The organism is Cupriavidus sp. C3SS-1, assembly GCF_057073755.1.
Map to the genome: position 1 here is coordinate 506,585 of NZ_CP172699.1, position 19,333 is coordinate 525,917.

20 protein-coding genes and 1 other RNA gene are annotated in these 19,333 nt (G+C 64.2%); 16 read left to right on the forward strand and 5 right to left on the reverse strand.

Annotated elements, in window-relative coordinates:
• Nucleotides 1-84 precede the first annotated feature (84 nt).
• The 6 genes from ACIGJC_RS02400 to ACIGJC_RS02425 all read left to right on the forward strand — a co-directional run bounded on the left by ACIGJC_RS02400 (nt 85) and on the right by ACIGJC_RS02425 (nt 5,910).
• On the forward strand, nt 85-1,044 hold the full coding sequence (locus ACIGJC_RS02400; protein WP_483710433.1) for a LysR substrate-binding domain-containing protein: 960 nt from the start codon (nt 85-87) through the stop codon (nt 1,042-1,044).
• Nucleotides 1,045-1,234: 190 nt separating this feature from the next.
• Entirely contained in the window at nt 1,235-2,542 is a 1,308-nt protein-coding gene (locus ACIGJC_RS02405; protein WP_483710434.1) for a Glu/Leu/Phe/Val family dehydrogenase, read from the forward strand.
• 252 nt (nt 2,543-2,794) lie between these two features.
• On the forward strand, nt 2,795-3,694 hold the full coding sequence (locus ACIGJC_RS02410) for a glutamate/aspartate ABC transporter substrate-binding protein (RefSeq protein ID WP_483710435.1): 900 nt from the start codon (nt 2,795-2,797) through the stop codon (nt 3,692-3,694).
• A 63-nt stretch (nt 3,695-3,757) separates the two neighbouring features.
• Entirely contained in the window at nt 3,758-4,486 is a 729-nt protein-coding gene (locus ACIGJC_RS02415; RefSeq protein ID WP_483710436.1) for an amino acid ABC transporter permease, read from the forward strand.
• A gap of 9 nt (nt 4,487-4,495) precedes the next feature.
• Entirely contained in the window at nt 4,496-5,179 is a 684-nt protein-coding gene (gene gltK / locus ACIGJC_RS02420) for a glutamate/aspartate ABC transporter permease GltK (protein WP_483710437.1), read from the forward strand.
• Nucleotides 5,176-5,910, forward strand: coding sequence for an amino acid ABC transporter ATP-binding protein (locus ACIGJC_RS02425; protein ID WP_483710438.1), 735 nt, complete (start codon nt 5,176-5,178; stop codon nt 5,908-5,910). The genes gltK and ACIGJC_RS02425 overlap by 4 nt, the downstream gene beginning before the upstream one ends.
• Before the next feature lie 80 nt (nt 5,911-5,990).
• Here the strand turns inward: ACIGJC_RS02425 and ACIGJC_RS02430 are convergent, their stop codons facing one another.
• Nucleotides 5,991-6,821: a class II glutamine amidotransferase gene (locus ACIGJC_RS02430; protein ID WP_483710439.1), complete on the reverse strand. Its 831-nt coding sequence runs from the start codon at nt 6,819-6,821 to the stop codon at nt 5,991-5,993.
• Between the two features lie 131 nt (nt 6,822-6,952).
• Between ACIGJC_RS02430 and ACIGJC_RS02435 the strand changes: the two genes are divergently transcribed.
• The 5 genes from ACIGJC_RS02435 (at nt 6,953) to rnpB (ending at nt 11,647) form a co-directional block, all read left to right on the forward strand.
• Entirely contained in the window at nt 6,953-8,026 is a 1,074-nt protein-coding gene (locus ACIGJC_RS02435; RefSeq protein WP_483710440.1) for a tartrate dehydrogenase, read from the forward strand.
• Nucleotides 8,026-9,336 carry a glycerate kinase type-2 family protein gene (locus ACIGJC_RS02440; RefSeq protein WP_483710441.1) on the forward strand — a complete coding sequence of 437 codons (1,311 nt, stop codon included), beginning with the start codon at nt 8,026-8,028 and terminating at the stop codon, nt 9,334-9,336. The genes ACIGJC_RS02435 and ACIGJC_RS02440 overlap by 1 nt, the downstream gene beginning before the upstream one ends.
• A gap of 45 nt (nt 9,337-9,381) precedes the next feature.
• Nucleotides 9,382-10,416 (forward strand): dihydroorotase, encoded by a 1,035-nt coding sequence (gene pyrC, locus ACIGJC_RS02445; RefSeq protein WP_483710442.1) that lies wholly within the window; start codon nt 9,382-9,384, stop codon nt 10,414-10,416.
• Nucleotides 10,417-10,427: 11 nt separating this feature from the next.
• Complete coding sequence (locus tag ACIGJC_RS02450) at nt 10,428-11,270, forward strand: DUF3025 domain-containing protein (protein ID WP_483710443.1); 843 nt, start codon at nt 10,428-10,430, stop codon at nt 11,268-11,270.
• Nucleotides 11,271-11,305: 35 nt separating this feature from the next.
• Nucleotides 11,306-11,647, forward strand: an RNA gene (gene rnpB / locus ACIGJC_RS02455) — RNase P RNA component class A.
• A gap of 56 nt (nt 11,648-11,703) precedes the next feature.
• On the opposite strand, the gene ACIGJC_RS02460 is transcribed toward rnpB, so the two are convergent.
• The gene (locus ACIGJC_RS02460) at nt 11,704-12,126 is read right to left on the reverse strand and encodes an OsmC family protein (protein WP_483710444.1); all 423 of its coding nucleotides are present in this window, start codon (nt 12,124-12,126) and stop codon (nt 11,704-11,706) included.
• Between the two features lie 751 nt (nt 12,127-12,877).
• On the opposite strand from ACIGJC_RS02460, the gene rplM reads away from it, so the two are divergent.
• The 4 genes from rplM to erpA all read left to right on the forward strand — a co-directional run bounded on the left by rplM (nt 12,878) and on the right by erpA (nt 14,867).
• Nucleotides 12,878-13,306, forward strand: coding sequence for a 50S ribosomal protein L13 (gene rplM / locus ACIGJC_RS02465; protein WP_010813907.1), 429 nt, complete (start codon nt 12,878-12,880; stop codon nt 13,304-13,306).
• 12 nt (nt 13,307-13,318) lie between these two features.
• Complete coding sequence (gene rpsI, locus ACIGJC_RS02470; RefSeq protein ID WP_483710445.1) at nt 13,319-13,711, forward strand: 30S ribosomal protein S9; 393 nt, start codon at nt 13,319-13,321, stop codon at nt 13,709-13,711.
• Nucleotides 13,712-13,934: 223 nt separating this feature from the next.
• Entirely contained in the window at nt 13,935-14,396 is a 462-nt protein-coding gene (locus ACIGJC_RS02475) for a bactofilin family protein (protein ID WP_483710446.1), read from the forward strand.
• A 102-nt stretch (nt 14,397-14,498) separates the two neighbouring features.
• Complete coding sequence (erpA, locus tag ACIGJC_RS02480) at nt 14,499-14,867, forward strand: iron-sulfur cluster insertion protein ErpA (protein WP_211948827.1); 369 nt, start codon at nt 14,499-14,501, stop codon at nt 14,865-14,867.
• A gap of 44 nt (nt 14,868-14,911) precedes the next feature.
• Here the strand turns inward: erpA and ACIGJC_RS02485 are convergent, their stop codons facing one another.
• The gene (locus ACIGJC_RS02485; RefSeq protein WP_483710447.1) at nt 14,912-15,712 is read right to left on the reverse strand and encodes a phytanoyl-CoA dioxygenase family protein; all 801 of its coding nucleotides are present in this window, start codon (nt 15,710-15,712) and stop codon (nt 14,912-14,914) included.
• A gap of 90 nt (nt 15,713-15,802) precedes the next feature.
• On the opposite strand from ACIGJC_RS02485, the gene ACIGJC_RS02490 reads away from it, so the two are divergent.
• Nucleotides 15,803-16,708 carry a LysR substrate-binding domain-containing protein gene (locus ACIGJC_RS02490; protein WP_483710448.1) on the forward strand — a complete coding sequence of 302 codons (906 nt, stop codon included), beginning with the start codon at nt 15,803-15,805 and terminating at the stop codon, nt 16,706-16,708.
• A 21-nt stretch (nt 16,709-16,729) separates the two neighbouring features.
• Here ACIGJC_RS02490 and ACIGJC_RS02495 read toward each other — a convergent pair whose 3' ends face one another.
• Both ACIGJC_RS02495 and ACIGJC_RS02500 read right to left on the reverse strand, forming a co-directional pair.
• Complete coding sequence (locus ACIGJC_RS02495) at nt 16,730-17,857, reverse strand: anhydro-N-acetylmuramic acid kinase (RefSeq protein ID WP_483710449.1); 1,128 nt, start codon at nt 17,855-17,857, stop codon at nt 16,730-16,732.
• 23 nt (nt 17,858-17,880) lie between these two features.
• Entirely contained in the window at nt 17,881-19,275 is a 1,395-nt protein-coding gene (locus tag ACIGJC_RS02500; protein ID WP_483710450.1) for a peptidoglycan DD-metalloendopeptidase family protein, read from the reverse strand.
• Nucleotides 19,276-19,333 lie beyond the last annotated feature (58 nt).

The following is a 19,333-nucleotide window of genomic DNA, read 5'->3' on the forward strand; positions in this document are numbered from 1 at the left end:
AATGACATTCCACTCCACATCATTTACACGAAATAGGTTGCATGCCAGTGCCACCGGCGCCCGGGCCGGTGGATAATCCGCGTCATGGAAATCAAATGGCTTGAAGACTTCGTCAGCCTGGCCGAGACGCACAGCTTCTCGCGCTCGGCCGAACTGCGGCATGTCACCCAGCCGGCGTTTTCACGCCGGATACAGTCGCTGGAGGCGTGGGTCGGTACGGAACTGATCGACCGCTCCAGCTACCCGACCAGCCTGACCGCCGCCGGCAAGGTGTTCTACGAGCAGGCACTGGCGATGCTGGCGCAGGTCAGCGAGACGCGGGCGCTGATGCGCGGCCAGCGTTCATCCAACGCGCAGGTGCTGGAATTTGCCGTGCCGCACACGTTGTCGCTGACGTTCTTTCCGGAATGGCTCAAGGCGCTGGAGCGCAAGGTCGGCACGCTGCCGTGCCGGCTGCGCGCGCTCAACGTGCACGACGCGGTGCTGATGCTGGTGGAGGGCGGCTGCGACCTGGTGATGGTCTACCACCACGCGCGGCAGGCGATCCAGCTCGATCCGTCACGCTATGACATGCTGGTGCTCGGCATGGAACGGCTGTCCCCTTACAGCGTGCCCGACAGCACCGGCAAGCCGCTGTACCGGCTGCCCGGCACGGACAAGAAACCGGTGCCGTTCCTGAGCTACACGCCCAATGCCTTCCTCGGCCGCATGGTCGACATGCTGCTCGCCGATACCTCGGAAGAACTCAAGCTCGACAAATGCTACGAAACGGACATGGCCGAGGCGCTCAAGGTCATGGCGCTGTCTGGCCACGGCATGGCGTTCCTGCCCGAGAGCGCGGTGCGCGACGACGTGGCACAGGGCCGGCTGGTGCGGGCAGAGTCCGCACGCGGGCTGCCACTGTCGATCGATATGGAGATCCGGCTGTACCGCGAGCGTCCGGGCGAGAACGGCAATGACCGGCGGGCCACGGCGGCACGGAGGAAGCGGCAGCTGGTGGATCAGGTGTGGTCGACACTGGTGCCGGCGCAGACGCCGGCTTAGCGTTGTCTTGCTCCCTCTCGCGCAAGCGGGAGAGGGAGCACGCTCGTGGCTTGCATCGGCCGGCACTCAATTGATCATTGGTTGGAAAACGTTATGCGCATTTTGCATGAGCGGATGAGCAAACGGCATTGGATTCCGAACTGGCCCCACGCCTAAGCTTGCGGGCATTCTCCACCCCGGAACCCACCCGATGTCTTCCGCAGCACCGACTCAAATTGCTGGCCAAAAGCACGCACTGCCGTCCTACCTCAACGCCGACAATCTCGGCCCCTGGGGCATCTATCTGCAACAAGTCGACCGTGTCACGCCTTACCTGGGCTCGCTGGCACGCTGGGTTGAAACCCTCAAGCGCCCCAAGCGCGCGCTGATCGTCGACGTACCCATCGAGCTGGACAATGGCACCATCGCCCACTACGAGGGCTATCGTGTGCAGCACAACCTGTCGCGCGGCCCGGGCAAGGGCGGCGTGCGTTTCCACCAGGACGTGACGCTTTCGGAAGTGATGGCGCTGTCGGCGTGGATGTCGGTCAAGAACGCCGCGGTGAACGTGCCCTACGGCGGCGCCAAGGGCGGTATCCGGGTGGATCCGCGCACGCTGTCGCACGCCGAGCTGGAGCGCCTGACGCGCCGTTACACCAGCGAAATCAACATCATCATCGGGCCGAGCAAGGACATCCCGGCGCCGGACGTCAACACCAATGCCCAAGTGATGGCGTGGATGATGGATACGTACTCGATGAACTCCGGCAGCACGTCCACCGGCGTCGTGACCGGCAAGCCGATCTCGCTGGGCGGATCGCTCGGCCGCCATGAGGCGACTGGCCGCGGCGTGTTCGTGGTCGGCTCCGAGGCCGCGCGCAATATCGGCCTGGAGATCAAGGGCGCCCGCGTGGCGGTGCAGGGCTTCGGCAACGTCGGCGCTGTCGCCGCCAAGCTGTTCCAGGAAGCCGGCGCCAAGGTGGTGGCCGTGCAGGACCACCGCACCACGCTGTACAACCCGGCCGGCCTCGACGTGCCGGCGATGATGGAATACGCCTCGCACAGCGGCACCATCGACGGCTACAAGGCCGAAGTCATCTCGTCGGAACAGTTCTGGCAGTTGGACTGCGACATCCTGATCCCGGCCGCGCTCGAAGGCCAGATCACGGCGCAGAACGCGCCCCAGATCCAGGCAAAGCTGGTCATCGAAGGTGCAAACGGCCCCACCACGCCGCAGGCTGATGACATCCTGCGCGAGCGCAATATCCTGGTGGCACCGGACGTGATTGCCAACGCCGGCGGTGTGACCGTGTCCTACTTCGAGTGGGTGCAGGACTTCTCAAGCTTCTTCTGGACCGAAGAGGAAATCAACCAGCGCCTGGTACGGATCATGCAAGAGGCATTCCGCGCGATCTGGCAGGTGGCGCAGGACAACAAGGTAACGCTGCGCACGGCCGCGTTTATCGTGGCCTGTTCGCGGATCCTGCAAGCGCGCGAAATGCGCGGCCTGTATCCCTGATGCAAACGCCGTTGCGCCGAGACGTTGATTGGTGCGACGCAGCAACATGGCAATAACCGCCTGACGCGGCCCGAGGATTTGTCTCAGGGCCGCGTTGTCGTATCCGGCAACGGGTGCGCACCTATGCCTTGAATTCCACTTCTAGGAGTAAAACCCAGTTGTTTTGAGCGGGATGCTGCGCAATACTGTTTCATCTGTGGGACATTCGTCATTAGAATCCCGCCTTTCTCTCTTCATGGTCAAGGAGATGTTATGAAATTTGCCAAGTTGGCTTCCCTGATGCTGGCCGCTGGCCTGGTGTGCGGTACCGCACAGGCAGCCGAGCAACTGACGGGCACGCTGAAGAAGATCAAAGATACCGGTGTGATTACGCTTGGCGTGCGAGATTCGTCGATCCCCTTCAACTACAACCTCGGCGGCGTCCGTCAGGTCGGCTATTCCTACGATATCAACATGAAGATCGTGGAAGCCATCAAGGACCAGCTCAAGATGCCGAACCTGCAGGTGAAGGAAATCCCGATCACCTCGCAGAACCGCATCACGCTGTTGCAGAACGGCACCATCGACATCGAGTGCGGCTCGACCACCAACAACCTGGAGCGCCAGAAGCAGGTTTCCTTCACGGATTCCATCTTCATCATCGGCACGCGCATCATGGTGAAGAAGGATGGCGGCATCAAGGACTGGGCCGACCTGAAGGGCAAGAACGTGGTGACCACGGCCGGCACCACCTCCGAGCGCCTGCTGCGCAAGATGAACGATGACCAGAAGCTGGGCATGAACATCATCAGCACCAAGGACCATGGCCAGTCGTTCCTGACGCTGGAATCGGGCCGCGCGGTGGCATTCATGATGGACGACGCGCTGCTGTATGGCGAGCGCGCCAAGGCCAAGAACCCGGCCGACTGGATCGTGGTCGGCAAGCCGCAATCGCGCGAGGCCTATGGCTGCATGATCCGCAAGGACGACCCGCAGTTCAAGAAGGTTTCCGACAACGTCATCGCCGGCATGATGAAGGACGGCTCCATCAACACGCTGTATACCAAGTGGTTCATGCAGCCGGTGCCGCCGAAGGGGCTGAATCTCGATTTCCCGCTGTCGGAAGACATGAAGGCGCTCATCAAGAGCCCGAACGACAAGGCGCTCGACTGACCTGCTGAAATCAGGCGTGCGAAACGGAAGGCGAGTCCTTCCGTTTCTTTTTGAGGACGCATCATGAACTACAACTGGCATTGGGGAGTATTCCTCGAGCAGGCGGCCCAGAACGAGACCTACCTGGACTGGATGATTTCCGGCCTGAAGGTCACGGTTGCGCTCGGGCTATCGTCCTGGGTCATCGCGCTCGCCATCGGCTCCGTGCTTGGTGTGCTGCGCACCGTGCCCAACAAGTGGCTGTCGGGCCTTGCCGCGGCCTATGTCGAGCTCTTCCGCAACATTCCGCTGCTGGTGCAGCTGTTCATCTGGTACTTCGTCGGCCCCGAGCTGCTGCCCGGCGGCGAGGCCATCAAGCAGATGAACCCGTTCACCCAGCAGTTCCTGGCCGCCATGCTGTGCCTGGGCACCTTCACCGCGGCCCGGGTCTGCGAGCAGGTGCGCTCGGGCATCAATTCGCTGCCGCGCGGCCAGCGCAACGCGGGCCTAGCCATGGGTTTCACGCTGCCGCAGACCTATCGCTTCGTGCTGCTGCCGATGGCCTTCCGCGTCATCGTGCCGCCGCTGACGTCCGAGTTCCTGAACATCTTCAAGAACTCGGCCGTGGCGTCGACGATCGGCCTGCTCGAACTGGCGGCGCAGGGGCGGCAACTGGTGGACTACACCGCGCGCCCGTATGAGTCGTTCATCGCGGTGACGGTGATGTACGCGGTCATCAATATCGTCGTCATGCTGATCATGCGCTGGGTCGAGGCCCGCAGCCGCGTGCCCGGTTTCATCGGCAGCAAGTAAGGGGGCGCCATGGCATACGAATTCGATTTCAGCTCCATCACTCCTGCCACGCTCGATGTGCTGGCCGAGGGCATGCTGGTCTCGCTCAAGATCACGGTTACGGCCATCGTGGTGGGCATTGTCTGGGGCACCATCCTGGCGATGATGCGCCTGTCGTCCATCAAGGCGTTCAACTGGTTTGCGCAGGGGTACGTGACCATCTTCCGCTCCATCCCGCTGGTGATGGTGCTGTTGTGGTTCTTCCTGATTATTCCGCAACTCCTGCAAAGCGCCTTCAACCTGTCTCCGGCATCGGACCTGCGCATGACGTCGGCGCTGATCGCGTTCTCGCTGTTCGAGGCGGCGTACTACTCCGAGATCATCCGGGCGGGTATCCAGAGCGTGTCGCGCGGGCAGATGTTCGCCGCGCAGGCGCTGGGCATGACCTACGGGCAGACCATGAAGCTGGTGATCCTGCCGCAGGCGTTCCGCAACATGGTGCCGCTGCTGCTGACGCAGGGCATCATCCTGTTCCAGGATACGTCGCTGGTCTACGTGAGCGCGCTGGCGGACTTCTTTGGCCAGGCCTACGGCGTTGGCGAGCGTGATGGCCGCATTGTGGAAATGCTGCTGTTCGCCGGCCTTGTCTATTTTGTTATCTGCTACTCCGTTTCGCTGATGGTCAAGCGTTACCAGAAAAAGGTGGCCCTATGATTGAAATCAACAATGTATCCAAGTGGTATGGCTCCTTCCAGGTGCTGACCGACTGCACCACCAGGGTTGCCAAGGGCGAGGTCGTGGTGGTTTGCGGACCGTCGGGCTCGGGCAAGTCGACCCTGATCAAGACCGTCAACGCGCTGGAACCGTTCCAGAAGGGCGATATCCTGGTGGACGGCACCTCGGTCGGCGACCCGAAGACCAACCTGCCCAAGCTGCGTTCGCGCGTGGGCATGGTGTTCCAGAATTTCGAGCTGTTCCCGCACCTGTCGATCACCGAGAACCTGACCATCGCGCAGATGAAGGTGCTCGGCCGCTCGAAGGAAGAGGCCACGGCCAAGGGCCTGAAGTACCTGGAGCGCGTGGGCCTGAAGAGCCAGGCGGCCAAGTATCCGGGCCAGCTCTCGGGCGGCCAGCAGCAGCGCGTGGCGATCGCGCGCGCGCTGTCGATGGACCCGATCTGCATGCTGTTCGATGAACCGACTTCGGCGCTGGACCCGGAGATGGTCAACGAAGTGCTGGACGTGATGGTGCAGCTCGCGCAGGAAGGCATGACCATGATGTGCGTGACCCACGAAATGGGCTTTGCACGCAAGGTGGCCAACCGCGTGATCTTCATGGATGCGGGCAAGATCGTCGAGGACTGCGCCAAGGAAGAGTTCTTCGGCAATATCGAGCAGCGCTCGGATCGCGCGAAGCAGTTCCTGTCGAAGATCCTGCAGCACTGAGCCCGCACTGAACCTGTAGCACGCCGCAACGAGAAAGGGACGCCATGGCGTCCCTTTCTCGTTGGCCGGACCGTCCGGTGTCAGGTGCAGGCCGTATTGGCCGCGTTCTTCGCCTGCACTTCGGGTGGAATCGGCACGGACAGCGTCATCTCCGGACGTCCGTCGATGAACATGATCAGCTCGCCCGGCTCGAAGCGCGTCCAGGTCTCGTTGTCGGTCAGCGGCTGGGTGGCGATCACCGCAACGCGGTCATCCTGCGTGGTGACCTGGGCGAAGTCGATCGACAGGTCGGCGTCGATCAGGTGCGCGGTCGAGAACGGCCATTGCCGCACGATGTAGTACAGCCGCGTCGAGCAGTGCGCGAACAAGGCCTGCCCGTTGCACAGCAGGTAGTTGAAGACGCCGTGCGTGGTGATTTCGCGGGTGATGTCCGCCAGCGCATGGCACAGCTCGTTCAGCGGCGGCTGCGAGCCCGGGAAGCGCTTGCGCAGCCCCTGCATCAGCGTGCAGAAGGCGAGTTCGCTGTCGGTGTCGCCCACGGGCTGGTAAACGCCGGACAGGAACGGCGCGAAGTTCAGCAGGTCGCCGTTGTGCGCGAAGATCCAGTGCCGGCCCCACAGCTCGCGCATGAACGGGTGGCAGTTCTCGAGCAGCACCGTGCCTTGCGTGGCCTTGCGGATGTGGGAGATGACGTTCTTGGACTTGATCGGGTAGCGCTTGATCAGGTCCGCTACGGGCGATGTGCCGGCCGACTGGTTGTCGATGAAGAGCCGGCAGGCCTTGTCTTCGAAGAACGCCACGCCGAAGCCGTCGGAATGGTGGTCGGTCACGCCGCCGCGGGCGGCGAAACCGGTGAAGGAGAACGTCACGTCGGTCGGCGTGGCGCAATTCATGCCTAGCAGCTGGCACATGGCGGGGCACCGGGGCGGCAGGGGGCTGCCGCTTTGCAATAGAATGCAGACATTATCCAACGCCCCCGGGCCGCTGCCAAGCGCATGCCTAAAGGGTGCCTCCGGCCATCCCGCAACACGCCTCCCGACCTATGAGCCAATACAAGATTGCCGTGATTCCCGGAGACGGAATCGGCACGGAAGTGATCCCCGAAGGCATTCGCGTCATGGATGCCGCCGCGCGCAAGTTCGGCATCGACTTCCAGTTCGACCACTTCGATTTCTCCAGCTGCGACTACTACGCCCGCCACGGCAAGATGCTGCCGGACGACTGGTTCGACACGCTTGTGAAATACGACGCGATCTACTTTGGCGCCGTCGGCTGGCCCGATGCCGTGCCCGACCACGTGTCGCTGTGGGGCTCGCTGCTGCAGTTCCGCCGCTCATTCGACCAGTACGTGAACCTGCGGCCGGTGCGGCTGATGCCTGGCATCAAGAGCCCGCTGGCTGACCGGAAGCCCGGGGATATCGATTTCTACGTGGTGCGCGAGAACACCGAGGGCGAGTATTCGAGCATCGGCGGCCGCATGTTCCCGAATACCGAGCGCGAGATCGTGATGCAGGAAACGGTGATGAGCCGGGTCGGCGTCGACCGCATCCTGAAATTCGCGTTCGAGCTCGCGCAGAAGCGTCCGAAGCGGCACCTGACCTCGGCGACCAAGTCCAATGGCATCTCGATCACGATGCCGTACTGGGACGAGCGCGTGGGGGCGATGGCGGCGAACTACCCTGGCGTGAAGGTCGACAAGTACCACATCGACATCCTGACCGCGCACTTCGTCCAGCATCCCGACTGGTTCGACGTGGTCGTGGCGAGTAACCTGTTCGGCGACATCCTGTCCGACTTGGGCCCCGCGTGTACCGGCACCATCGGCATCGCGCCGTCGGGCAATATCAACCCGGACCGCACGTATCCGAGCCTGTTCGAGCCGGTGCACGGCTCCGCGCCGGATATCGCCGGGCGCGGCGTGGCCAATCCGATCGGCCAGATCTGGTGTGGCGCCATGATGCTGGAGCACCTTGGCCATGATGAGGCCGGCGCGGCGGTGCTGGGCGCGATCGAGAAGGTGCTGGCCGCAGGGCCCGAACATGCGCCGCTGACGCGTGACATCGGCGGCAAGGCCGGTACGGCGGACCTTGGCCGCGCGATCGCGGAGGCATTGTGATGGCGGCGGGCGGTTACAAGGGCGATTCGCGCGCGCTGCTGCTTGAGACGTTCCAGGCCGCGGTGGCGGCCGCCGATCCGCTCAAGATCGTGGCCGGGCACCTGCCGCCGCCGCAGGCTGGCGGGCGCACGCTGGTCGTGGGCGCGGGCAAGGCCGCGGCGTCGATGGCGCTCGCAGTGGAGCAGGCCTATGCCGGCAAGACGCGGATCGAGGGGCTGGTGATCACGCGCTATGCGCATGGGCTCCCGACCGACCATGTGCGCGTGATCGAGGCCGGACACCCGGTGCCGGATGAGTCCGGCGAACAGGGCGCGGCCGAGATCCTGGCCCGCGTGTCGGCGCTGACGCCGCAAGACCGCCTGCTGGTGCTGGTGTCCGGCGGGGGCTCGAGCCTGCTGTCGCTGCCGGCCGAAGGCATTCCGATGGCGGACCTCAAGGCGACGACGAAGGAACTGCTGCGCTGCGGTGCTCCGATCACCGAGATGAATATCGTGCGCAAGCACATCTCGCGCATCCAGGGCGGGCGGCTTGCGCAAGCCAGCCAGGCGCCGGTAACGACGCTGATCGTCTCCGACGTGGCCGGCGATGATCCCAGCGCGATTGCGTCAGGACCGACCGTGGCGGACCCGAGCACGTTTGCCGACGCGCTCGATATCCTGCGGCGCTATGGCGCCACGGTCCCGGGGAGCGTGCAGTCGCACCTGGAACGCGGCGCTCGCGGGGAGGTTCCGGAGACCCCCAAGCCTGGCGATCCGCTGTTCGCGCGCGTCGACAACCGCATGATTGCGACTGCTCACGACAGCTTGCAGGCCGCCGCGGCGCTGTTCCGCGAGCAGGGCATCACCCCGGTCATCCTCGGCGATACGGTGACGGGCGAGGCGCAGGAGGTCGCGCGCGTCTATGCCGCGCTGGTACGCGAAATTCGCGCGTACAATGCGCCGTTTGCCGCGCCCGTGGCGCTGATCTCGGGCGGTGAATGCACGGTCACATTGCCCGCCGGTGGCGGCAGCGGCAAGGCGAGGGGCGGGCGTTGCTCGGAATTCCTGCTGTCGCTGGCCATCGAACTGGCAGGCATGGAAGGCGTGCATGCCATCGCGGCCGATACCGACGGCATCGACGGTTCGGAGGACAATGCGGGTGCGCTCGCGGACCCGACCACGCTGGCGCGTGCCGAGGCGGCTGGCGTGCCGGCGCGCCGCCAGCTCGACGCGCATGACGCCTGGGGCCTGTTCGATGCCATCGGCGACCTGGTCGTGACCGGTCCCACGCGCACCAATGTGAACGATTACCGCGCCATCCTGATTCTCTAACTTCCAGACCGCCTGCCGCGCTTGCGGCGGCAGGCCCAGCAAGCCATGACCCAGAAGCTCACCATTACCCGCCCGGACGACTGGCACCTGCACCTGCGCGACGGCGCGGCGCTCGCAGCCGTGCTGCCCGACACCGCGCGCCAGTTCGGCCGCGCCATCATCATGCCGAACCTGAAGCCGCCCGTGACCACGGTGGAACAGGCGCAGGCCTACCGCGCCCGCATCCTGGCGGCACTGCCGGCCGGCATGAACTTCGAGCCGCTGATGACGCTGTACCTGACCGACAACACCCCGGCCGAGGAGATCGTAGCGGCCAAGGCGAGCGGCTTCGTGCACGGCGTCAAGCTGTACCCGGCCGGCGCCACCACCAACAGCGATGCCGGCGTAACCGACATCCGCCGCTGCTCGGCCGCGCTCGAGGCGATGCAACGCGTGGGCCTGCCGCTGCTGGTGCATGGCGAAGTGACCGATGGCGACATCGACATCTTCGACCGCGAAGCCGTCTTCATCGACCGCGTCATGACGCCGCTGCGCCGCGACTTCCCGGAACTGAAGGTGGTGTTCGAGCACATCACCACCAAGGATGCGGCCCAGTACGTGCGCGATGCCAGCGGCCCGGTGGGCGCGACCATCACGGCGCACCACCTGCTTTACAACCGCAACGCGATCTTCACCGGCGGCATCCGCCCGCACTATTACTGCCTGCCCGTGCTCAAGCGCGAGATCCACCGCGAGGCGCTGGTCGCCGCGGCGACGTCCGGCAGCGAGCGCTTCTTCCTGGGCACCGACAGCGCCCCGCACGCGCGCGGCCTGAAGGAGCATGCCTGCGGCTGCGCCGGCTGCTACACCGCGCTGCACGCGATGGAACTCTATGCCGAGGCGTTCGATGCCGCTGGCGCGCTCGACAAGCTCGAAGCGTTCTCCAGCTTCAACGGCCCGGCGTTCTACGGCCTGCCGCGCAATACCGGCACGCTGACGCTGGAGCGTGAAGATTGGGAACTGCCGGCCGAGCTGCCGTATGGGGACGCCACGCTGGTGCCGCTGCGCGCAGGCGAAACGCTGCGCTGGAAGGCGCGCTGAAGCACAAGGCATTGACGGCAGTCACATCGGCGGCGAACCTGGCGTTCGCCGCTTCTCTTTCAGGGATCGACTGGGCGCGGCCGTGGTTCCGGCCGTTCGAGGCCATTGGCGCAAGCGTGGCCGGGCGCGTGACGCAGGGCGCATCCTTGCACGGTTGCCTGAACGATCAGGCATCCCGGGCCGGGTTATGCAATAGCCAGGGGGTCCCGCTCGAGTTCGTCGCGCAAGAGGCGTTGCCGGCCGGTATCGCCTACGAGGCGCATATTCACGCCACTGGCGAGGTGCCCACTCGCGATAATCTCCACGATTTCTTCAACGCGCTGATCTGGCTGCATTTCCCCCGGGCCAAGGCACGACTCAATGCGATCCAGGCCGGGGTGATCGAATGCGTTGGAGTGCAGGCTGGCCGTGGCGGCGTGCGGGATGCCGCAACGCTGTTCGACGAGAACGCCGTACTGTTCCTCAGCGTGGATGCTGGCCTGGAGGCCGCGCTGCGCGGGTTTGGGTGGCAGGAGTTGTTTGTCGGGCGCAGGGAAGACTGGGGCCGCCATTGCGTGGTGGTGCCGTTCGGCCACGCTCTGCTCGAAAAGCTGGTGGCTCCGTACAAAGCCGTAACAGCCCATGCCTGGCCGCTGGCGCTGCCGGCGGCAGTGGCCGGATCGCCCATGCTCGATGACGCGCTTGCCGTGTCATTGCGTGCGGCGTCCGACGCCGGCACACTCCGTGGCGGTAGCAGCTTCGCGCCGCTGCCCGTCATGGGCATTCCCGGCTGGTGCGATGCCAATGCCGATGCGGCGTACTACGCGGACACGACGGTTTTCCGGCCGGGCCGGCGGCAGTCGATCGTGGACTGACCGGCGGCCCGCAATGGTGTTAGACTTCGGGCCGCAAAGCAGGCCAGACAATCGCTGCTTGCATCGCAAGGTGCAAGGGGAGGAAAGTCCGGACTCCACAGGGCAGGGTGTTGGCTAACAGCCATCCACGGCAACGTGCGGAATAGGGCCACAGAGACGAGTCTTGCCGCCAGGTCTTCCTGGCGGGAAGGGTGAAACGCGGTAACCTCCACCTGGAGCAATCCCAAATAGGCAGGCATCGAGGCGGCCCGCTGAGCCTGCGGGTAGGGAGCTGGAGCCGGCTGGTAACAGCCGGCCTAGAGGAATGGTTGTCACGCGCCGCCCGCCGCAAGGTGCGGTGGCGTGCACAGAATCCGGCTTATCGGCCTGCTTTGCACTTGTCTTCCGATGTTTGCCCAGGCCAGTGTCGGACTGCCCGGGCCTCCGCGCTTCGTCAGCCTTCGACGATTTCCATCGTGTGCGTAATTTCCGCGGTCTTGGCGATCATGATCGACGCCGAGCAGTATTTCTCGTGCGAGAGCTTGATCGCGCGTTCGACCGTGGCCGGGTTCAGGTTCTTGCCGGTCACCACGAAGTGGAAATTGATGCGGGTGAAGACCTTGGGGTCTTCGCTGGCGCGCTCGGCTTCGAGCTTCACGCTGCACCCGCTCACTTCCTGGCGGCCGCGCTTCAGGATCAGCACCACGTCATAGGCGGTGCAGCCGCCGGTACCCAGCAACACCATCTCCATCGGACGCGGCGCCAGGTTATGGCCGCCGCCCTCCGGGGCGCCGTCCATGGCGACGATGTGCCCGCTGCCGGTCTGGGCGACGAAGCTCATGCCCTCGGCGCCCATCCATGTCACTTTGCATTCCATTTTGTTCGTTCCTGTTATCTGAGTCGTGCGTTTGCGGTCACAAGCGCGTGATCTTGAATCTTGCTTTTTCCGGCCTATGACATCGTAAGCCGAGCGGGTCGAAGCCGATATCCCTGCTGAAACCGAGGGTTTCTTCTAATGTGTCAGCCCCATGACAATGCAAACTTCATGTCAACACGCTGATTTTAAAGGAAAAATACGCATTCCCGGTGAGGAGGGCGTCATCCCATGATGTGGAATTGCATTTCGCAGTGCAAATTTCGCTTGCATCAGGGATTACCCCATGTATAATTCCATTCATTGAACGACGGCGCAGACAGCGCGCCAGAGTGCGAAAACGAAGCCATCGGCCAAGTCCTCCGCACCGCCCGCATGAAACACCGTCGATCTCCCAGTGTCTCCTCCACCCTCCTCCTTTGGTGGATTCAAACCCAGGCCTCAACCGGCTTGGGTTTTTTTTCGCCTGTACCGGACAAGTGCATCAAACGCGTCGGCCCGTCGCATTCATTGTCAGCGGCGATATGGCGTATGGCGATCTTGACGAAATCCCTTGGCTTTGCTTGTGTCCGTCTCACGTTCGACAGTATAATCTACGGCTTTTCCGCCATGCCCGCGGGAAGAGAAGTAGGGAGAGCCTGCGAAGACAAGCAGGAAGGCCAGGTCCACAGGATCGGCCGACGAGATTTGCAGGGGCGAGTACAAGCCTTCGCGAGTCAGTAATCGGGCAGTTCTCTAATAGTCAGGAAAAATCATGAAGACCTTTTCCGCCAAGCCTCATGAGGTAAAGCGCGACTGGTACGTGATTGACGCGACGGACAAAGTCCTCGGCCGTGTTGCCAGCGAAGTGGCACGCCGTCTGCGCGGCAAGCACAAGCCGGAATTTACTCCGCACGTCGACACGGGTGATTACATCATCATCGTCAATGCAGCCAAGCTGCGTGTCACGGGTACCAAGGAAACGGACAAGAAGTACTATCGCCATTCGGGTTACCCGGGCGGTATCTACGAAACGACGTTTGGCAAGATGCAGCAGCGCTTCCCGGGCCGTGCCCTGGAGAAGGCTGTGAAGGGCATGCTGCCGAAGGGGCCGCTGGGCTACGCGATGATCAAGAAGCTGAAGGTTTACGCCGAAGCCGAGCATCCGCACGAAGCGCAGCAGCCCAAGGCGCTGGAAATCTAAGGAGGCCAATCCATGATCGGTAACTGGAATTACGGTACTGGCCGCCGCAAGAGCGCCGTGGCACGTGTCTTCATCAAGTCGGGCAAGGGCGATATCATCGTCAACGGCAAGCCCATCAAGGAATACTTCGCTCGCGAAACTTCCCTGATGATCGTGCGCCAGCCGCTGGAACTGACCGAGCACGCCGCAACGTTCGACATCAAGGTCAACGTTACCGGCGGCGGTGAAACCGGCCAGGCCGGTGCTGTCCGTCACGGCATCACCCGCGCCCTGATCGACTACGACGCAACGCTGAAGCCGGCCCTGTCGAAGGCTGGCTACGTCACGCGTGACGCGCGTGAAGTGGAGCGTAAGAAGGTCGGTTTCCACAAGGCACGTCGCCGCAAGCAGTTCTCGAAGCGCTGATGTGTGTTCGCCGGTCCGGCATTGCCCGGATCGCGCGAAACAAGAAAAACCGCACGCTGGTCGTGCGGTTTTTTTTCGTCCGTGGCGGACGGGAGAGGTCCTGCCTGCGGAAAAAGTCACAATTTCGGCCCCTGCTTTGGTGGGGAGAATGACTGCTTCACCGATTACAATGCGCTCCGCATGTTGACGGCAGAGCGCTTTAGAATCCATCAAGGAGCGAGGGATGTTGTTTTCCAAGAAGAAGGGGCTCTCGATCGATACGCTGATCGGTGAAGGCACCGCCATCGATGGCGATCTGGTATTTGCAGGCGGCCTGAGGCTCGACGGCAAGGTGCGCGGCAATATCCGCGCCGCCGGCGACAAGCCCAGCATGCTGGTCATCAGCGAGAAGGGCATGGTGGAAGGCGAGATCGCCGTCGGCCACCTGATCCTGAATGGCACGGTGAAAGGGCCTGTCCATGCCGGCGAATTGCTGGAACTCCAGCCCCACGCACGCGTGCTGGGCGAGGTGCGCTATGCCGCGCTCGAGATGCATCAGGGCGCATTGGTGGAAGGGCGGCTAGTGCCGCTGGGCCAGGAAGAACTCAAGACGGTCCCGAAACTTCTGGCCGCCGAAGGCGCCGACGAGGACATTGAAAGCGCCGATGCCGCGCTCGACGTTGCCGAAGCCGGGAAAGCGGCCTGAGCGCCACGTGCGATCTTTCGCAGAAGCCCTTGAAAACCAAGGGTTTCGGCACGATTTTCCAGTAGCGCTTAGAATACAGGCGTATCTAATCAGGAGAACCCCATGAACGCAGTCGCAGAGGCACCCGCAACCGAGGACGTGCCGGCACCGTTCGTCTTTACCGACAGCGCCGCCGACAAGGTCAAGCAGCTGATCGAGGAAGAGGGCAATGCCGAGCTGAAGCTGCGCGTGTTCGTGCAGGGCGGCGGCTGCTCAGGCTTCCAGTATGGCTTCACGTTCGACGAGGAAGTCAACGAAGACGACACCACTATGGTCAAGAACGGCGTCACCCTGCTGATCGACTCGATGAGCTATCAGTACCTGGTCGGCGCCGAGATCGACTACAAGGAAGACATCAACGGTGCGCAGTTCGTGATCAAGAACCCGAACGCATCCACCACCTGTGGTTGCGGCTCTTCGTTCTCGGTCTGAGGCAAGACGTTTCGGAAAAAGGCGCACCTCCGGGTGCGCTTTTTTTATTCCTGCGGCGCTCGCCAGACCACCGGAAACCAGTCTTCCCGCATCCGCTCGCCGGTTTGCTGGCCAATCCCCGGGAACGGCGGTGATGTCCGGCCTGGCCGCTCCAGGAACCGCACATCGTCGCCCAGGAAGCGTGCCGAAAACGCGCGGCGCCGACTGGTGCCCGTATTGCCGGCAGCGCCGTGAACGGTGCGGAAATCGAACACCACGGCATCGCCGGCTTCCAGCTCGGGCTGCAGGATGGTATGGCTGCCGTCTTCCACATCGGGCATTTCCATGAAGGCGTCATCGCCGCCATAGAAGTTCTCGTTGCTGGCCCAGCGCTTGGGCCGGACCAGCCGTGGCCAGCGGTGCGAGCCCGCCACGACGCGCAGGGTGTTAACTTGCGTCACCGGGTCCAGCGGAATCCAATAGCTGGCGGTCTGCAGGCCATCCACGCAGTAATAGGGCAGGTCCTGATGCCACGGCGTTGGCTTGGCCGTGCCGGGTTCCTTGACGAGGATGTGCTCGTGGAACACCTGCGCCGTCAGCGATTGCATGATCTGCCCCGCAATGGCGGCGGCCGGTGAATGGCGGATGAACGCCTCGAACGGTTCGATGCGCTGCCAGTTGCAGTAGTCCTCGAAGAAACGCCCGCGTTCGCCGTGGCGCACGTTTTCGATCGCGAACGGGCCGGGCTGCGCCAGGTTCTGTTCGAAACCGTCGCGCAAGCGCTCCACCCAATCGGTGAAGGCGCCGCGCAACACCAGCACGCCGTCACGCTGGTAGCTGCGAATCTGTTCTGCGGTGATCTCCATGGCAAGGCTCCGGTGCGGGGACGACCCCAGTATCGGCAACCCTGATCAATAGGAAAAGCATATATTTCCTATGCTGTAGTATAGGAAATCATGATCCCCTTCTCGTTCCGGCAACTCGAATACTTCGTGGCGGCGGCCGAGCATGGCAGCATCAGCGCCGCTGCGCGGGCGCGCCACGTATCCCAGCCGTCGGTGTCGACGGCCATCGCGCAACTGGAAGACACGCTGGGCGAGGCGCTGTTCCGCCGTCAGGTCAGCCGCGGCCTGGAGCTCACGCCCGCGGGCCAGCGGCTGCTTACCCGGGCGCGCGATATCCTGGCGCTCGCAGCGGGCATCACCGTGGATGAGGTGGGACAGCAAGGGCTAAGCGGCCGGCTGTCGATGACCTGCTTCCAGGATCTGGGTCCATACTTCGTACCGCGCCTGCTGGCGGGCTTCCGCGAGCGCCACCCGGGCATTTCCATCACGCTGTTCGAAGCGGACCTGGCCAGCATCCATCGCACGCTGCAGGCCGGCAAGGCCGAACTCGCACTGACTTATGACCTCGGCTTCGACCAGCGCGTCGATCGCTGGGTGCTGGCAAGCCTGCCGCCTTACGCGCTGCTGCCGGCGCACCATGCGCGGGCGGGCCAGCGCGACATCGGGCTCGCGGAGCTGGCCGCCGAGCGGCTGATCCTCGAGGATATCCCGCAGACTCGTGAGTACTTCCTGTCGCTGTTCTGGTCCCACGGCCTGCATCCGACGCTGCACCAGTACACACAGAGCTTCGAGATGCAGCGCGGCCTGGTGGCGCATGGCTACGGTGTTGCGCTGTCCTGCACGCGACCGGCCGGCGACCACAGCTATGACGGCCTGCCGATTGCGTGCCTGCCGTTGCGCGAGCCGGTGAGCGCGCAGCGTGTCGTGCTGGCGCGCGCACAGGCGGTGCGCGCGTCTCCGCTGGCACGGGCGTTCATCGACTGGGTGGTGGAGAGCGGGGCGGCGGTGCCGGCCTGAGTCCGGCCGCCGAATGGTGAATCAGCGCGGGTAGATCGCGCCAAGCACGCGCGGACCGGCGGCGCCGGTGACGGTGGCGACATTGCCCGGCAGACGCAGCAGGCACTGGCGCGCCAGCCAGGCGAAGGCGATGGCCTCCACCTGTGAAACCGGCACCCCGAAGTCTTCGGTGGTCTGCACGGACAGGCCGGGCAGCGCCTGCGCCAGACGCCGCATGATGTAGCCGTTGCGGGCGCCGCCGCCGCACACAATCAGGCGTCGCGCCTGGGGCGAGTGGGTACGGACATCGCGCGCAATCGCCTCGGCGGTCAACGCGGCCAGTGTCGCCTGCACGTCGGCCGGCGTCGGCTTGGGATTGCCGCGCGTCGCGAGGCGCGCTTCCAGCCATGCGGGATGGAACAGGTCGCGGCCCGTGCTCTTGGGCGGTGCGGCATTGAAATAAGGGTCGGCCAGGCATTCGGACAGCAGCGCGTCGTCGACGCGTCCGCTTGCGGCCCACGCGCCGTCGTTGTCGAACGGCATGCCGAACTGTTCGCCGATCCAGTAGTCGAGCAGCGCATTGCCCGGTCCGCAGTCGAAGCCGATCACGGCGCCGCCGTTGCCGGGCAGCACGCTGATGTTGGAGATGCCGCCGATATTGCAGATCACGCGCGCTTCGGCCCCGTCGCCGAACAGCGCCTGGTGCAGTGCCGGCACGAGCGGTGCACCCTGCCCGCCCGCCGCCACGTCGCGGCTGCGGAAATCCGCCACCACGTCTATGCCGGCCAGTTCCGCCAGCAGTGCGGGATGCTGGCTTTGCCGCGTATAGCCGATCTTGTCGTAAAGGCCCGGCCGATGACGGATGGTTTGCCCATGCGCACCGATCGCGGCAACATCATCCCGCTGCAGTCCCGCCTGTCCGAGCAGCGAGGTCACACAGCCAGCGTAGACGCGTGCGAGCGCATTGGCGGCCAGCGCCTCGCGATGGATCTCGTTGTCGCCTGGCTGCTGCAACTGGCCGAAGTCCGTGCGCAGCGCCTCGGGGAAGGGTTCATGCGCGGCGGCCAGCACTGCGGGGCGCTCGCCGCTGAAGTCCACCAGCACGGCGTCCGCGCCGTCCATGCTGGTGCCAGACATGATGCCGATATAGCGGTCGCCGTGGGCGCGCATGGAGTCTCCGGGCGGAGCGGCCGTCAGTTGGCCGCGGTAAGGACGTTATAGGTGCGCAGCGCGTTGATGCGGCTGAGCATGGTGCTGGTATAGCCCAGGAATTCCTGGCGCGCCTTGCCGGTCAGCACGGGCGCTTCCATCAGTGCGATGCTCAGCGGGTTCTGCGGCACGTCGTTGAAGCGGAATTCATAGTGCAGGTGCGGTCCCGTGGCCCAGCCGGTTTGCCCGACATAGCCGATCACCTGGCCCTGCGTCACTTTCTGCCCCTGCTGCACGCCGGCAAAGCCGGACAGATGCGCGTAGTAGGTCGAATAACCGTTCGCGTGCTTCAGAATGATGATGTTGCCGTAGCCGTTCTGGCGGCCGACAAAGTCGATGGTGCCTTCGCCGGTGGCCAGCACCTTGGTGCCCGTCGGCGCTGCGAAGTCCACGCCCTTGTGCTGGACCCACTCATGATGCAGCGGATGATCGCGGCCGCCGAAGCCCGACGACACGCGCGAGAACTCCACCGGTGAACGCAGGAACGGGCGCTTCATGCTGCGGCCGTCGAAGGTGTAGTAGGCGCCGTTGCGCTCGCCTTCGGGCGCGAACCAGAGCGCCTGGTGGAGCTGGTTCCGGTTGATCAGCTCGATCGCCACCACGCGGCCGTTGCGGATGAACGCGCCGTCCTGGAAACCGGCTTCGTAGATGATGCGGAAGCGGTCGCCACTGGCGATGTCATGCTGGAAATCGATCACGCCGGAGAAGATCGACAGCATTTGCTGCACGATGTCATCGGGCACGTTGGCCGCGTCCATGGCCTTGAAGAAGCCGCCCGCGGAGATCGAGCCGGACGCCATCTCGTAGCGCAGGTCGTTATCGACGTTCTGCACGCGCGCCTTGTAGCTCGTCGTGCCACTGGCCTTTGCCGGCTCGACGCGCTCGATCACGAGTTCGCGCGACGTTGCGGCGTCGCCGCCCAGGTTGGCCTGCAGCGACACCAGCATATTGCTGTCGTCGATCTGCGCCTGCACGGCCTGGCCTGGGTTGAGGTTGAACAGGCCGCGCGCGGTCGGGTTCTTCAGGATGAACGCCTGCGCGTCGGGATCGTCCACGCCCAGGCGGCGCAGCAGCGACGCAATGGTGTCGCCGCGCTGCATGCGCTCCTGGCGCACGTAGACGGCATCGGAATCGACATCGACAAGCTGCGCGAGCTGTTCGCGCACATCGGGCATGCGCAGCGTCTCGTTGACGCGCGGCGCATCCGGGTCGTTGAAGGCGCTGCGGGGCGCCACGCCCATGGCTGCAGCCATGCCGAGCGTGAAAATCGCGCCCACCGAAGCGGTGAGCTGCTTGCGCCGTCGCGCGTGCTGGGGGTTGGTCGGGTCGACGAGAACCACCAGCTCACGCGCGAAAACTTCGCGGAGTCTGGACCACATCACGTAAAATTCAGCCTTGGTCTGGGCACCGCTGCCGCGACGATGTCTGTCGTCTGCC

Bases quoted from the DNA above. Each gene is read 5' to 3' on its own strand.
- ACIGJC_RS02400 (WP_483710433.1), top strand. From the start codon at position 85: ATGGAAATCAAATGGCTTGAAGACTTCGTCAGCCTGGCCGAGACGCAC.
- ACIGJC_RS02405 (WP_483710434.1), top strand. From the start codon at position 1,235: ATGTCTTCCGCAGCACCGACTCAAATTGCTGGCCAAAAGCACGCACTG.
- ACIGJC_RS02410 (WP_483710435.1), top strand. From the start codon at position 2,795: ATGAAATTTGCCAAGTTGGCTTCCCTGATGCTGGCCGCTGGCCTGGTG.
- ACIGJC_RS02415 (WP_483710436.1), top strand. From the start codon at position 3,758: ATGAACTACAACTGGCATTGGGGAGTATTCCTCGAGCAGGCGGCCCAG.
- gltK (WP_483710437.1), top strand. From the start codon at position 4,496: ATGGCATACGAATTCGATTTCAGCTCCATCACTCCTGCCACGCTCGAT.
- ACIGJC_RS02425 (WP_483710438.1), top strand. From the start codon at position 5,176: ATGATTGAAATCAACAATGTATCCAAGTGGTATGGCTCCTTCCAGGTG.
- ACIGJC_RS02430 (WP_483710439.1), bottom strand. From the start codon at position 6,821: ATGTGCCAGCTGCTAGGCATGAATTGCGCCACGCCGACCGACGTGACG.
- ACIGJC_RS02435 (WP_483710440.1), top strand. From the start codon at position 6,953: ATGAGCCAATACAAGATTGCCGTGATTCCCGGAGACGGAATCGGCACG.
- ACIGJC_RS02440 (WP_483710441.1), top strand. From the start codon at position 8,026: ATGGCGGCGGGCGGTTACAAGGGCGATTCGCGCGCGCTGCTGCTTGAG.
- pyrC (WP_483710442.1), top strand. From the start codon at position 9,382: ATGACCCAGAAGCTCACCATTACCCGCCCGGACGACTGGCACCTGCAC.
- ACIGJC_RS02460 (WP_483710444.1), bottom strand. From the start codon at position 12,126: ATGGAATGCAAAGTGACATGGATGGGCGCCGAGGGCATGAGCTTCGTC.
- rplM (WP_010813907.1), top strand. From the start codon at position 12,878: ATGAAGACCTTTTCCGCCAAGCCTCATGAGGTAAAGCGCGACTGGTAC.
- rpsI (WP_483710445.1), top strand. From the start codon at position 13,319: ATGATCGGTAACTGGAATTACGGTACTGGCCGCCGCAAGAGCGCCGTG.
- ACIGJC_RS02475 (WP_483710446.1), top strand. From the start codon at position 13,935: ATGTTGTTTTCCAAGAAGAAGGGGCTCTCGATCGATACGCTGATCGGT.
- erpA (WP_211948827.1), top strand. From the start codon at position 14,499: ATGAACGCAGTCGCAGAGGCACCCGCAACCGAGGACGTGCCGGCACCG.
- ACIGJC_RS02485 (WP_483710447.1), bottom strand. From the start codon at position 15,712: ATGGAGATCACCGCAGAACAGATTCGCAGCTACCAGCGTGACGGCGTG.
- ACIGJC_RS02490 (WP_483710448.1), top strand. From the start codon at position 15,803: ATGATCCCCTTCTCGTTCCGGCAACTCGAATACTTCGTGGCGGCGGCC.
- ACIGJC_RS02495 (WP_483710449.1), bottom strand. From the start codon at position 17,857: ATGCGCGCCCACGGCGACCGCTATATCGGCATCATGTCTGGCACCAGC.
- ACIGJC_RS02500 (WP_483710450.1), bottom strand. From the start codon at position 19,275: ATGTGGTCCAGACTCCGCGAAGTTTTCGCGCGTGAGCTGGTGGTTCTC.